Source organism: Peribacillus sp. SRI_006 (genome assembly GCF_057586375.1).
In genome coordinates this window covers 13,158-26,354 of sequence record NZ_JBYCZT010000008.1, presented here as the reverse complement: position 1 = coordinate 26,354, position 13,197 = coordinate 13,158, and the positions used below count along the sequence as shown (strand labels likewise).

General features: G+C 41.3%; 18 protein-coding genes and 1 pseudogene. 15 read left to right on the top strand and 4 right to left on the bottom strand.

Going from position 1 to position 13,197, the window contains the following annotated elements; translation table 11 throughout:
- Nucleotides 1-12 precede the first annotated feature (12 nt).
- The gene (locus AC2YHV_RS12850; RefSeq protein ID WP_487373347.1) at nt 13-1,374 is read right to left on the bottom strand and encodes a YheC/YheD family endospore coat-associated protein; all 1,362 of its coding nucleotides are present in this window, start codon (nt 1,372-1,374) and stop codon (nt 13-15) included.
- A gap of 271 nt (nt 1,375-1,645) precedes the next feature.
- Here AC2YHV_RS12850 and AC2YHV_RS12845 point away from each other — a divergent pair, with 271 nt between their 5' ends.
- The 6 genes and pseudogenes from AC2YHV_RS12845 to AC2YHV_RS12820 all read left to right on the top strand — a co-directional run bounded on the left by AC2YHV_RS12845 (nt 1,646) and on the right by AC2YHV_RS12820 (nt 4,468).
- Nucleotides 1,646-1,900: a DUF445 domain-containing protein gene (locus AC2YHV_RS12845; protein ID WP_082854706.1), complete on the top strand. Its 255-nt coding sequence runs from the start codon at nt 1,646-1,648 to the stop codon at nt 1,898-1,900.
- 25 nt (nt 1,901-1,925) lie between these two features.
- Nucleotides 1,926-2,336 (top strand): annotated as a pseudogene (locus AC2YHV_RS12840) (hypothetical protein); the annotation flags it as partial.
- Between the two features lie 73 nt (nt 2,337-2,409).
- The gene (locus tag AC2YHV_RS12835; RefSeq protein ID WP_487373346.1) at nt 2,410-2,637 is read left to right on the top strand and encodes a DUF445 family protein; all 228 of its coding nucleotides are present in this window, start codon (nt 2,410-2,412) and stop codon (nt 2,635-2,637) included.
- A gap of 73 nt (nt 2,638-2,710) precedes the next feature.
- Nucleotides 2,711-3,067: a YlbF/YmcA family competence regulator gene (locus AC2YHV_RS12830; RefSeq protein WP_034314741.1), complete on the top strand. Its 357-nt coding sequence runs from the start codon at nt 2,711-2,713 to the stop codon at nt 3,065-3,067.
- A gap of 147 nt (nt 3,068-3,214) precedes the next feature.
- Nucleotides 3,215-4,081, top strand: a complete 867-nt coding sequence (locus tag AC2YHV_RS12825; protein WP_187050591.1) for a Cof-type HAD-IIB family hydrolase — start codon at nt 3,215-3,217, stop codon at nt 4,079-4,081.
- Between the two features lie 114 nt (nt 4,082-4,195).
- Nucleotides 4,196-4,468 (top strand): transcriptional regulator SplA domain-containing protein, encoded by a 273-nt coding sequence (locus tag AC2YHV_RS12820; RefSeq protein WP_222620128.1) that lies wholly within the window; start codon nt 4,196-4,198, stop codon nt 4,466-4,468.
- 111 nt (nt 4,469-4,579) lie between these two features.
- Here the strand turns inward: AC2YHV_RS12820 and AC2YHV_RS12815 are convergent, their stop codons facing one another.
- Nucleotides 4,580-4,756: a hypothetical protein gene (locus AC2YHV_RS12815; protein WP_487373345.1), complete on the bottom strand. Its 177-nt coding sequence runs from the start codon at nt 4,754-4,756 to the stop codon at nt 4,580-4,582.
- Nucleotides 4,757-4,949: 193 nt separating this feature from the next.
- Entirely contained in the window at nt 4,950-5,402 is a 453-nt protein-coding gene (locus AC2YHV_RS12810; protein ID WP_034314737.1) for a DinB family protein, read from the bottom strand.
- Between the two features lie 342 nt (nt 5,403-5,744).
- On the opposite strand from AC2YHV_RS12810, the gene AC2YHV_RS12805 reads away from it, so the two are divergent.
- The 9 genes from AC2YHV_RS12805 (at nt 5,745) to AC2YHV_RS12765 (ending at nt 11,936) form a co-directional block, all read left to right on the top strand.
- The gene (locus tag AC2YHV_RS12805) at nt 5,745-6,047 is read left to right on the top strand and encodes an urease subunit gamma (protein ID WP_048687392.1); all 303 of its coding nucleotides are present in this window, start codon (nt 5,745-5,747) and stop codon (nt 6,045-6,047) included.
- 13 nt (nt 6,048-6,060) lie between these two features.
- The gene (locus AC2YHV_RS12800) at nt 6,061-6,375 is read left to right on the top strand and encodes an urease subunit beta (protein WP_063577125.1); all 315 of its coding nucleotides are present in this window, start codon (nt 6,061-6,063) and stop codon (nt 6,373-6,375) included.
- A 4-nt stretch (nt 6,376-6,379) separates the two neighbouring features.
- Nucleotides 6,380-8,089, top strand: a complete 1,710-nt coding sequence (gene ureC, locus AC2YHV_RS12795) for an urease subunit alpha (RefSeq protein WP_487373344.1) — start codon at nt 6,380-6,382, stop codon at nt 8,087-8,089.
- 9 nt (nt 8,090-8,098) lie between these two features.
- Nucleotides 8,099-8,545 (top strand): urease accessory protein UreE, encoded by a 447-nt coding sequence (gene ureE / locus AC2YHV_RS12790; RefSeq protein ID WP_487373343.1) that lies wholly within the window; start codon nt 8,099-8,101, stop codon nt 8,543-8,545.
- Nucleotides 8,538-9,224 (top strand): urease accessory protein UreF, encoded by a 687-nt coding sequence (locus AC2YHV_RS12785; RefSeq protein WP_487373342.1) that lies wholly within the window; start codon nt 8,538-8,540, stop codon nt 9,222-9,224. The genes ureE and AC2YHV_RS12785 overlap by 8 nt, the downstream gene beginning before the upstream one ends.
- 48 nt (nt 9,225-9,272) lie before the next feature.
- On the top strand, nt 9,273-9,890 hold the full coding sequence (ureG, locus tag AC2YHV_RS12780; RefSeq protein ID WP_487373341.1) for an urease accessory protein UreG: 618 nt from the start codon (nt 9,273-9,275) through the stop codon (nt 9,888-9,890).
- Nucleotides 9,887-10,702, top strand: coding sequence for an urease accessory protein UreD (locus AC2YHV_RS12775; RefSeq protein WP_487373340.1), 816 nt, complete (start codon nt 9,887-9,889; stop codon nt 10,700-10,702). The genes ureG and AC2YHV_RS12775 overlap by 4 nt, the downstream gene beginning before the upstream one ends.
- Nucleotides 10,703-10,723: 21 nt before the next feature.
- Nucleotides 10,724-11,368 (top strand): HoxN/HupN/NixA family nickel/cobalt transporter, encoded by a 645-nt coding sequence (locus AC2YHV_RS12770; protein WP_063577120.1) that lies wholly within the window; start codon nt 10,724-10,726, stop codon nt 11,366-11,368.
- Nucleotides 11,369-11,540: 172 nt separating this feature from the next.
- A complete protein-coding gene (locus AC2YHV_RS12765) occupies nt 11,541-11,936 on the top strand; it encodes a hypothetical protein (RefSeq protein ID WP_323597920.1) in 396 nt (131 codons plus the stop codon).
- Between the two features lie 198 nt (nt 11,937-12,134).
- On the opposite strand, the gene AC2YHV_RS12760 is transcribed toward AC2YHV_RS12765, so the two are convergent.
- The gene (locus AC2YHV_RS12760) at nt 12,135-13,013 is read right to left on the bottom strand and encodes a dimethylarginine dimethylaminohydrolase family protein (protein WP_487373339.1); all 879 of its coding nucleotides are present in this window, start codon (nt 13,011-13,013) and stop codon (nt 12,135-12,137) included.
- Nucleotides 13,014-13,197 lie beyond the last annotated feature (184 nt).

Below are 13,197 nucleotides of genomic sequence, written 5' to 3'. Positions count from 1 at the left end.
TAGCAACTCCTTTTATGGATGGTTTTCGCGGTTAAGGGCAAGCATGAAATCTATGATTGATTTTACTGATGGACGAAAGGTTTCATAGTTGCCTTGAAATTTTTTCGAAGGTTTTGAATTCACTTCGATGATCCATGGATGGGTATCGGTATCCAGTGCTAAATCGATCCCTAGCTCACCGAATGAATCGTCAAGGTTCTCGACTAAGGTCTCCGCAGTGTTTTTAGCCAGCCGGACGAGCTTTTGATATATGCGGCTGGCGTCCTGAAGTTCAAATGCTTCTTTTAGAAAATCCGGCCCATTTTTCATCACTCCGCCTTGTGCAAGATTGGAAACAATAGTACCAGGATCCCCAATCCGGGCAACCATTGATGTAACTTTCCATTCAAGCTGTTCGTTCCGATGAAGCAGTATGCGGAAATCAACCTTTCTCTGATCGGTTTCGAATAGGGAAATCCCTTTTTGAAGAATGAAGGATCGTTTTCTGGAAAAATTTTTTAAGGTTTCAAACAACTTTTCATCCGTATCAGCAAAATGTACATTCTGGAGATGTCCGGATTGCTCGATTTTCCATTTTCCAGCTACTTGCGTTAATCTGCAAATATTCCTGCCTTGGCTGCCCGATGCGGGTTTAAAGTAGATTACCGAATGCTTTTCTATAAATGTCAAGAAAGGTTCTTTTTCGTTAAACAATATCGTCTCTGGCAAATTTGGCAATAGCTCATCCTCTAAGATCAGTAGTTCGTGTACATCATGTTTGGAGAGGAACCTTCCGTTGAACATCGGAATCGACCGTTCCTCCAGTTCAGTTTTAAACAGCTTGAAAGAAGGCGATTGCTCAAGTTTGCGCGAATGTATCCGGTTATAAAATACATCAGGGATGGGGAGGGGCAAGGCTTTCCAGCCACCTTGCCCTGGCAGGTAGCCTTCCACAACCCCATCTTGAAGAGACTGCAGTTTAACTAAATAGAAGGGGATGCCTTGCTGATTACAATATGATTTCATTTCCTGATAAAATTTTTCCATCTCGCCGAATGTCCCGTCTTGCAAGGGAGTCTGGTTCATGAGTGAAGCGAAGAATGGGCCTATTTTAATTGACCTTTCATCCGCATGGTATGAGACGGAGATTGGATCGGAAAAAACGGGTAAGGATAAAATTTGGTTCATATCATATGAAAGTTTCAATGTAGGCTGGGATGACGGGAATGGCTGGACAAGTACCGGGACGGAACGGCATCCAGCCATTATCGTTACGGGTTCTCCAAATTGAAGGTCCCATTCCTCAAATAATTTTTCTTCGATAAACAATAGCGCCTTCTTTCTAGTCTCTGCGGGATTTACCGTAATGTAAACTTTCTGATGGTCAAGGTTCATAATAATTCCCCGTTTGCACTAAGTTTGATATCCTTTAATAATTAAATGATGGGCAAATGTGGATAACACATTCTATGATTTTTTAATTAGAAGGTGTCATCAAGCCTTTATTTCAAGCAATAAAAGAAGTAATTTCATGGGTGAGTTTTGAGTAAAACATACTGTTTATGGTCGTCGTTGTTGCAGTAATAGGTGGCTTCACTAATTTATTGGCTATCAGAATGCTATTCAGACCGTATAAGCCAATCCATATTTTTGGGAAGCAACAGGGTTGATTCCGAAGCGGCAGGATGAGTTAGCTAAACAATTAGGCAAATTGGTGGTCGATCATTTAATCACACCAGGGAGCATTCAAAGTAAAGTCATCAATGATGCCTCTATACAGAATATGAAAATTTTCGTCCAGGCAGAAGTAAAGAAAGCATTGTCCACACAAAAAAGTACTGCTCAATTGCTTGATCAATTGGGAATGAAGAATTCTTCATTTAACGCTAGAACAGCGGTTACAAACATTCATTCTCGGTAAATATGAAATATGGTCGGAAGAGAACATGAGCAAGAGCTTGAAAGATATCGTCCCCACGCACCTTCAGCAAAAAGCCCTCGAATCGATTCCTGCTTTGTCACATTTCATCGTGAAAAAGGGAAAAGAATATTTTTATAATGCGGAAGGCAAACGCCATCTTGAAGACATGTTGGATGATTTTTTCAAGGAACGGGGCAAGCTGATCAATTTAATTCAGCTGTTCATTGGAAACGAAAAGTTAATTGATAAGATTCAGCCGGAAATCATTAAATTTTTTGAACAATCGAGAACGATTGATATATTGTCAGTGATGTTGGTGAAAGAGTGGGGAAATCTCGAGAAATGGGATATAGAGAAAATCGAGGGAATGATCGGGAGAGAAACGATAAAACAATGGATTACCGAAAAAACGGCTGAAATGCTGCCTGTCGCTTCGATCATGAATAAGCCGGTTCGAGAATTGACTGCCGATTTCTCGGACATCATCGTGGAAAGGCGTTCCGATTTTAGTGGAAAAAGGTGCCGAGTACGTAATCAATCATTTCCAGCCGCTATTCCAAAAACTGCATTTGAACGATATCGTGGAAGAACAGGTTTCGTCCTTTTCGGTGTCTTGTCTAGAGGAAATGGTCGTTTCCATCACTAAGAAGGAATTGTCGATGATCACATGCATTGGGGCTTTGCTTGGTGGAATCATCGGTTTATTTCAAGGTTTCGTAACTGTTTTAATAGGATGACGTGTAATTCTCAATCGGATTTGTTATAGTGGAAAAGGTGTAGGAATACAATGATTACCGGGAGGGGAAATAAATGAGTAACGTATATGATGCAGCGTATGAAATGGAAAAGGCGATTAGGGCAAGTAATGAATATGCCGATTTGCAACGCTTATATGATCTTGTGAATTCTGATGAAGCTACAAAAGGAATGTTTGAAAACTTCCGTAATCTGCAAATGTCATTGCAGCAAAAGCAAATGATGGGACAGGAGATTGCACCGGAAGAGGTTGAGCAAGCACAAAAGACGGTACAGCTTGTCCAACAAAACCCAACCATTTCACAATTGATGGAAGCAGAACAACGGATGAGCATGGTCATCGCAGACCTCAATAAAATTATCATGAAGCCGCTTGAAGATTTATATGGCTTGCCTGAGCAACAGCAATAAGCAGTTGGAGACTCCCTACTTTAATGGTTGGGGGTTTTTTTGTTCCCTGAAAACACAAGTACAAGGGTCGGGAACCACTATTTGTTCTATTCTCGAAATTTTAGTCATAAATTTTGAAAGAGGATACAACAGATGGGAGAGATCAGCATGGTATATCGACTACTTGCGGTCAATATCGACGGGACATTGCTCCAGTCGAATGGCCGTTTAAATAAATCGACTAAAGAAGCAATAGATTATGTTCACCAAAAAGGTGTCCATGTTGCACTTGTGACGTCAAGAAACTATCACTCAGCAAAAAAAGTGGCCAAAGCCCTCAAAATAAATCCGATGATCGTTGCTCAGCAAGGAGCCTTTGTCGGAGCTTCCATGGAAAAGCCGATAATGGTAAAAAGAATATCAGAAGAACTGACTGCAGAGCTCGTGCAAATGCTTGAAAAGACCACGTGCCAAATATTGCTCATTCATGAAAAATACTCGCTGGGCAATCGGGTGAACCTCCCGGAGAATTTGCTTGGTAAATCGGTTATGTATTTGAATGACCAAAATATTTATGCTCAAAATTATGTGGATGATATCAGTGAAGAGCTTATTGATCAGCCGATGGCCCCGACGAAGATGGACATTATATTTCCAGAAAAAAATGCTCGAAATGATATGTTGAAATTGATAAAGGAAATGTTCCCTGAGGTAGATGCAGTCTTACACCCAGGAAATAAACTGACAATCGTTCCGAAGGGTGTATCTAAATGGAGTGGTGTATTGTATTTAGCGGACCATTTAAAGGTGAAAAGAACGGAGATCGTCTCGATTGGCGATGGATTGGATGATATGGAGATGATTGCCGGTTCTGGTCTGGGAGTTGCCATGGGCAATGCGGATGAGGAAGTACGGAAAGTGGCAAAATGGGTGACGCGCTCCAATGATCAAGATGGTGTTGCCTATATGCTTAGGGAGTTTTTCCGGAAACAGCATCCGATCGAATTTTTACAAAAAATGAATATGCTTAAGTGAATGGCGGGGTTCCTTCTGTTGAAGGGGCCCCATTCAGATAACGCCGCTTGCGAGGTCTGTCATCTATCATAAATAATTATAAGTTTCTTTCCATAAACTAAAGGAAAATCAGTAATGGAAAGGAAGAATTCAATGGGTGTAATCAATGCAAAAGAAGTGCAGGTCGGTGACGAGGTTTTTGTGATTTATAATAATCCCCATGTCCCTACAGTTTCGAATATCAGGGCAGCGGAAATTGTTCCGCACCCCAAAGATCCCAATGCAGTTGCCTTGTTTCTGAATGATACATTTCATACGATCGAGGATGATGATGCTTTGTTCACTTCGGAAGCCTCAGCGGAAAAAGCATACAGTGATTATATGGATAACCAGGACCAGATGACTTGAGAGGCGTTTACTCAGCTTTACGGGTGAACAGACGAAAGCCCACGCTATAAAAAGCGGGGGCTTTTTTTAATTTTATTCACGAGTATTTGCACCAAATTCACGGGTAAAAGCTTAAAATTCACGAGTATTTGCTGCAAACTCACGAGTAAAAGCGTAAAATTCACGAGTATTTGCACTAAACTCACGAGTAAAAGATCGAAATTCACGAGTAACGCTCGAATTCACGAGTATTTGCTGCAAACTCACGAGTAAAAGCATAAAATTCACGAGTATTTGCACTAAACTCACGAGTAATGCTCCGAATTCACGAATTAAAGCTCCGAATTACCGAGTAACGCTAGAATTTTATGAGTAAAAGCTAAAAACTCACGAGCATATGCTCCAAACGTACGTGCAAACGCACCAAAACTGTAATTTTTCGTCCTAAATAAAAGAACTGGCACTCCCATTTCAAGAAAAACAGGGTGACAGTTACTTACTCTTAGTTATTATTGGATTCTATGAATAATTTCATTGCGTGAATTTGGCCTATATGATTGGTTTCGTGCAAGACTACAAAATTAATGAATTCTCCCACTGTTTCCATTCCGTTGAAAGGCTGTGCTGTTTTTTCGGTCAATCGTTCTTCCGGAATTTCAAGAAGTCGATCAAGTTGTTCATGCAACTGTTGCTTCAATACTTCAACGGTAGGTACATCTCCGGTCCAGTCGGCAGGTTTTGAACCATATCCGAATAGCTGCCCGTAATTCTCTGGCAAATTGCTGCTGGAGTTCAATAAAAATTTTTCCGCTGCAGAAAGTACATGTCCAATGTGCCAATGGATTGTATTATTAAAACCTTCAGGCTGTACATCCATGAACTCTGGATTGATTCCCTCAATTTCCTTTAAAAGATTGCTGCGCATGGCTGTCAGTTGATTTTTAACATAATTCATTTTACATTCCCCTTTCAATCTTGTATTACTTACCGCTACTCATGAAAATTATAGCAAGTATATTTCAATATTATCAAATTTTAGATAAGTCTTTTCAAAAGGGGAAGGCTTATCAATTTACAATTTATTTCATTTTAAGGGTTGTAATTGTCAGATAGTTTAATATAATTAAAATAATGTTAGGTAATCTTACACTAAAATGTAAAGTTAAGTACGGAAAGAGAAACAAGATGTCGGTGAATAAAGTAAGTATATGCATTTATAGCGAGGCAAGAGTGCACCCGATTTAATGGGGATACTTGGAATTGATTGGCGGGATAGTTTGGCAAAAGGAGAGAGGGTATGCGTTTAACAGCAAGGGAACAGGAAAAGTTAATGGTTGTAGTGGCGGCAGATTTGGCAAGAAGGAGAAAAGATCGCGGCTTGAAATTGAACTATCCGGAATCCATTGCCTTGATTACCTATGAAATAGTCGAAGGGGCCAGAGATGGGAAATCAGTATCGGAACTGATGCAATTTGGCAGGACTATTCTTTCAAGTGAAGATGTTATGGATGGAATTCCTGAGATTATTCATGATATTCAAGTTGAGGCAACGTTTCCGGACGGTACAAAGCTTGTGACTGTTCATAATCCGATTCAGTAAGGAGGAGGAGGCCATGATACCAGGTGAATATATCTTGAAAAAAGAACCGGTCGTATGTAACGAGGGAAAGATCTCAACGGTCATAACGGTCATCAACAGAGGAGACCGTCCGATACAGATTGGCTCACACTTTCACTTTTATGAAGTGAATCTTGGACTGGAGTTCATTCGTGAGAATGCTTTTGGGAAAAGACTTAACATTCCTGCTGGTACAGCTGTCCGTTTTGAGCCGGGCGATGCGAAGGAAATCGAACTGGTCCCATTCAGCGGCAAGAGGGAAGTTTATGGATTAAGTAATAAAACGAATGGTCCGCTTGATAAGGAGTGAAAATATGAGTCATGAAATGTCACGTAAGCAATATGCCGACATGTTTGGTCCCACAACAGGGGATTTAATTAGATTGGCAGATACCGAGCTTTTCATAGAAGTGGAAAAGGATTTTACAAAGTATGGGGATGAAGTGAAATTTGGCGGTGGTAAAGTGATCCGTGATGGTATGGGGCAACACCCAACCGCTTCAAGAGATGAGGTGATGGATCTTGTTTTAACCAACGCGATCATCATCGATTATACAGGCATTTATAAAGCGGACGTTGGCGTGAAGGATGGAAATATTGGAGCAATAGGAAAAGCGGGAAATCCCCTATTGATGGATGGGGTGACAATGGTGATAGGAGCAGCTACTGAAATAATTGCAGCTGAAGGAAAGATCGTTACAGCTGGTGGTATTGATGCTCACATCCATTTCATTGCCCCGCAGCAAATAGAGACTGCACTGTCAAGCGGGATCACGACAATGATCGGTGGGGGAACCGGACCTGCAACGGGAACGAACGCCACGACGTGTACTCCGGGAGCTTGGAATATACATAAAATGCTCGAAGCAGCAGATCATTTCCCCATGAATCTCGGTTTTTTGGGTAAAGGCAATTCCTCTGCCAAAGAACCGCTTGCTGAGCAAATAGAGGCTGGTGCCATCGGGCTGAAGTTACATGAAGATTGGGGTACGACAGCTGCAGCCATCGATACTAGTTTAATGGTGGCTGACGAATACGATGTTCAAGTGGCGATTCATTCCGACACGCTTAATGAAGGTGGTTTCGTCGAGGATACGATCAGAGCGATAGACGGCCGTGTCATTCATACATATCATACCGAAGGAGCGGGCGGGGGGCATGCCCCTGATATCATCAAGGCGGCTAGTTATCCGAATATTCTCCCGTCCTCGACGAACCCTACCCGTCCATACACCATCAATACGTTGGAAGAGCATTTGGATATGCTGATGGTATGCCATCATTTGGATCCATCCGTTCCGGAAGATATCGCTTTTGCTGATTCCCGAATAAGAAAAGAGACCATTGCAGCTGAAGACATTCTTCATGACCTGGGCGTCTTTAGCATGATCAGCTCCGATTCCCAAGCGATGGGGCGTGTAGGAGAAGTTATTCTGCGAACATGGCAGACGGCTGATAAGATGAAAAAGCAGCGTGGCAAAATGCTGGAGGATACAGGGGCAGGGGACAATTTTCGCGTTAAGCGTTATATTGCCAAATATACGATAAATCCTGCAATTACACATGGGATTTCTGATGTCGTCGGATCTGTGGAAGAAGGGAAATTCGCTGACTTGGTGCTATGGGATCCTGCCTTTTTCGGGGTTAAACCGGACATGATTCTAAAAGGAGGCATGATCGCGCACAGTATGATGGGCGATCCGAATGCTTCGATTCCAACTCCTCAACCGGTGTTATACCGCCCGATGTTTGCAAGTTTTGGAAAGGCCGTTGAGAGTACGTCGATTACGTTCCTATCAAAAGCGTCATATGAAGCAGGAATTCATGATGACCTGGGTTTGAAAAAAATAGTGAAGACTGTCTCGAATATTCGCAATCTTACAAAAAAAGATATGAAGTTAAACGGGGAGACCCCCGTCATAGAAGTTGATCCGCAAACATATGAAGTGACGGTGGATGGTGATTTAATTACGTGCGAGCCAGCGGAAATCCTGCCGATGGCGCAACGATACTTTTTATTCTGAGGTGATGACATGATAGTTAAAGAAGTATTGGGAAATATAGAGTTTATTGAAAAAAAAGCGAAACATATGGAAAAGGTTTATCTGGAAAGCGATGCATTAAGAAAACGGATACTAAGGGTTAAAACGGATCATGGAAATGAAATTGGGATACGCCTTAAAGAAAACAAGGATTTGATGGATGGCGACATCCTTTATATGGATGAGAATAATATGATCGTGATCCATACGATAGATGACGATATTTTGACGATCTTGCCTACAACTCTAGGGCAGATGGGCGATATTGCGCATCAATTGGGAAATCGCCACTTACCTGCCCAGTTTGATGGGGATGAAATGCTTGTTCAATATGATTACCTGGTGGAAGAGCTTTTAATGGAACTTGATATACCGTTTCGTCGTGAAAAGAGGAAGGTGAAGCAGGCATTCCGTCATATCGGACATTCACATGATTGAACGTTTGTTTCCGTTGATCCAGCTTTGTGATTCCAATTTTCCTTCTGGTTCGTTCTCCCATTCATTCGGGATGGAGACTTACATTCAAGAAGGGAAGGTACATGATGCAACTTCTTTAAAGGCGTTTTTGAAGGTATACATTTCTAAATCTTTAACCTATACAGATGGACTGGGGTGCCGGCTTGCATATGAATTCGTAAGTAGTCAAAGGGTTGGGGAAATATGGGATCTGGATGAGTTGCTTTATGCCGCATGTTCCGCCCGGGAATCCAGGGAAGCCTCGAAAAGAATTGGACAGCAGATGGCTAAACTATGCTCGAACTTATATCCATCCGAAGAGTTATTGGCATACTTGAAGAAAATCCAAGGAAAACAATGCTATGGACATCCGGCCATTGTATTTGCACTTGTGTGTACCAAACTGAACCTTACCGTAGAAATGGCCATTCATGCCTGTTTGTATGCAGCTGTGTCCTCGCTTATCCAAAATGCAGTAAGAGGAATCCCTTTGGGTCAGACAGCTGGACAATCCTTGTTATTATGGTCACATGAGGTCATCCAGACAGCCGTAGCATTCATTAAAGGACTTCCGGAGGATGAACTCGGACGGACACTGCCGGGATTGGAAATCGCCCAAATGAGGCATGAGAATTTACATGTAAGACTATTTATGAGTTAACCAGAAAAGAGGTGAAAGGTTTGCCTTAAAGAGGTAAATCGATAATAGATGAAACAAGTAGTCAAAATAGGAGTAGGCGGCCCAGTTGGTGCCGGAAAAACAATGCTTGTCGAGAAGTTGACACGGGTAATGGAAAATGACTTCAGCATGGCAGTTGTAACGAATGATATATATACCAAAGAAGATGCGCTGTTTTTAATGAAAAATGGCGTACTTCCTGAAAATCGGATCATGGGTGTGGAAACTGGCGGCTGTCCACATACAGCGATACGTGAGGACGCCTCGATGAATTTTGCAGCCATTGATGAGTTGATGGAACTCCATCCGGAACTGGATTTGATTTTTGTGGAGAGCGGCGGTGATAATTTAGCGGCGACCTTCAGCCCTGAACTCGTTGACTTTTCAATCTATATCATTGATGTCGCGCAAGGGGAGAAAATCCCCCGGAAAGGTGGCCAGGGAATGATTAAATCGGATTTATTCATCATTAATAAAACGGACTTGGCCCCGTATGTAGGAGCAAGCCTGGAAGTGATGGAGAGGGATACATTAACGACCCGAGGGGATAAACCTTTCTTTTTTACTAACTTAAAAGAAGAAAAGGGTTTGACTGATGTCGTGAACTGGATAAAGTCAGAGGCGTTTCTAGTGGGTCTTGAGCAGTGAGTTGGACAGGCAGCATTCGCTTAAAGGCGGAACTGAAAAATGCTCGAACGATAGTGAGTGATACTTATTATGACGGGGCATTCAAATTGTCCCGTCCTGTGTTTTTTGATGAACTTTCACCTACCTATTTTCTCATTCATGTTGGAGGAGGCTATGTAGGTGGTGACAAGTACCATCAGCTTTTTTGTTTGGAAGAAGGGGCAACAATAACATTGACGACGCAGTCTGCGACAAAGATATACAAGACGATGGATGAGCCGGCAGTGCAGAAAACCGAGTTAGTACTGAAAAAGGAAAGTTTCCTTACCTATGTGCAGGACCCCGTAATTGCCTATGAATCTGCTCGATATATCCAGGATACGACGATACATATGGAAAGCGGAGCGGGATTGTTCATGACTGATATATTTACACCAGGATGGTCAAAGAGTAAGGGGGCATTCACATATGATTGGATCCGCTCCAAAACGAACGTGTTTCAAGATGGTAAAAGGCTGTTAATGGACCACTTGTTTCTGAATCCTTCAGACGAGATGGACTCTGTACTATTATTGGAAGGATATAGTCATCTTGGCTCGCTATTATTGATATATCATGAGGTGGATGGGGCATTCATTACCGAACTCGATGAAATGCTTTCCCCGTTAGGAAGCAAAGTTAGAATAGGTTTTTCCCGGCTGCCAATACGTGGTCTGATGCTGCGGGTATTGGCAAATCAAACTCAACATATAGAAAAGGTATTTTCAGTTTGTGAGGATCTCTTCCGAAGGAGGATCCTTCGGGAGGATCCGGTTTTTTATCGTAAATATTAGTAAAGGGAAAGGCGGTGTTTTATGGAAATGAGTTTATTGCTTGTTTTAGCGATTGGATTTGTATTAGGCATCAAGCATGCTCTGGAACCCGATCATATCATTGCCGTTTCTACGATTGCGAGCCAAAGCAAGAAAATATGGAAATCTTCACTTGCAGGCGTATTTTGGGGAATCGGTCATACACTTACTCTTTTGGTGTTCGGTGTCATCCTAATCCTTTTGAAAAACGAAATTCCGGAAGCTTGGGCAATGTCATTGGAATTTCTTGTGGGAATCATGCTGGTATATTTAGGTATCACGACGATTTTTTCTTGGAAGCAAACGAAGCGGCATGACCATACAGGCCGGGCTACATATCTGAAATCGATGTTAGTGGGAATTGTCCACGGACTTGCAGGCAGTGCTGCAATGGTCCTTCTTACTTTAAGTACGATAGATGCAGCGTGGCAGGGGGCAATCTACATTATTATATTTGGTGTAGGTACTTGTATGGGCATGCTTCTGTTCACTACGATTTTAAGCATCCCCTTTGTCACAAGCTCTTCCTCCAAAAAAGTCAATCACTCACTCATCCGATTGACAGGTGTGATAAGCACGCTTTTCGGAATCTATTATATGTACAATCTTGGCATCAACGAGGAACTATTTTCTGTATGGTTTGGTTGAATGCAAGACATATGCCCAAGGGATAAAGGTTAAAAAAACCCCTCAAGTTATAAACTTGAGGTTTTTTTACTGTTACTAAATAGACAAACAATCCTATTACTCTTTTGCGAGGACTAGTATAATGATAGTTATTGGATAATTAATCCATTTGGGTATGAGGAGATGACATGTAATGAAAAGGAAACCGCTCCTTGTTGGCCTTTGCTTATTATCAATAACGTTGGCTTCAGGTTGCACAACAAAGCAAGAACATATTTCCGTTCAAAAATATGAAGGTAAACACTACAAATTCGAAGCATATAAAGAAAAGATAGAATTGGGGAAAACAGAAAAAACCAAAGAAATAATAAAGAATGCCGATTGGGAAGAATTCGCGCTGGAGAAGGATCATCCTAAGGCGGACTTCATCTTTTATTTTAATGATCAGAAAAACGAAGGTGAAATTTCCGTATATTATGCCTGGGTTAATACGGATGAAAATATTGTAGAATTGACGAAGGACGAACATAGCCAGTATGTACAGTTAAATAGAAAGGATTCTGAAATTATATTAAGACTGCTTAATTGATGTATAGAGGAGATCCTTGCTTTCAAAAACTTCCGGACAAGCATTTTTTGAACTCTCATGTGCCCGACTATCATCAGAGTTATATATGCAGCCAGCCTTTTTAAGGGGTGGTCGCAAATTCCATTGAAAATTAATGTTTGACAACAATAAGGTGAAAGAAACCGGACTTCCATAAAAGTCCGGTTTCTTCCATTCTGCTCAGGCTGAATCAGTCCTCTTTTTTGTTGTCCTCAATAGTGGCATGGTGCAACAACGGAACGAGCCACCGGACTTGATGATTTCGCTTATATCGACTTCAATGACTTCATATCCGCGTTCACGAAGCTGACTATTTACCTGTTTATTACAGGGTAGACTGAATAATTTTTTATTCCCAATCGAAAGCACGTTGGTACCTAAAGTGAATTGTTCTTCTTTCGTCACTTCAATCATGTCATAACGTGAAGCTAATAAATCCATCTCTTTTTTTGTAAAGGACTCTGGAAAAATAAGCGCCTCTGTCGGTGATATGATATTGAAAACACAGTCTAAATGAAGGAATGTTTCAATGAAAGGAACCGCTATGACCTCGTATTCCGGTAATAAGGATTGAAGATGCTTGACGGATGTTTCATCCGTTCTTTCACTGATTCCAATATAAATGGTTTTTCCGTCAATAAGGACATCCCCACCCTCAATATGATTTTTGAGGAGGTTGAAATATGAAATACCATTCTTTTCGAGCCAGGATTTCAATATTTGTTCTTCACCCTGCCTGATACCTGTTGCCAACTCAGCTACGTAAACGGTTTCGCCAAGAGTGAAACCGATATCTCTCGTAAAGACTTGTTCCGGATATGTAAATTGAGGCGGAAGTTTTATGACTTCAATCCCTTCATGTTCTAGAGCCTTTGTAAATTGTGTGTGCTGCTCCAAGGCGAGTGCTTGATCGATATTTTCTTCTTGAAACTCTTTTTGTGTTTCGTTAATGATCTCTCTGATCTCCATATAATGAGGTTCACAAACAATTACCCGTGATAGCTTTGAATATTCACTCGCACAATAAGCTTCTAGTTCTTCGTTTATTTTATTTACCATAAATGAGCTCCCTCTAAATATAATTGTATCTTTACTATTTCCTCTTTTTTCTAGAAAGAAACATAAAAAATTGTCATGGAACTGCACCACTAGATTTAGATGGTTTATAAAAACTTTTCAGATTCCGCTCTTAATAAATGTTTCTGCTTGATTTCTGAAATCCGCTCCCTTTCCGCTGACTGCC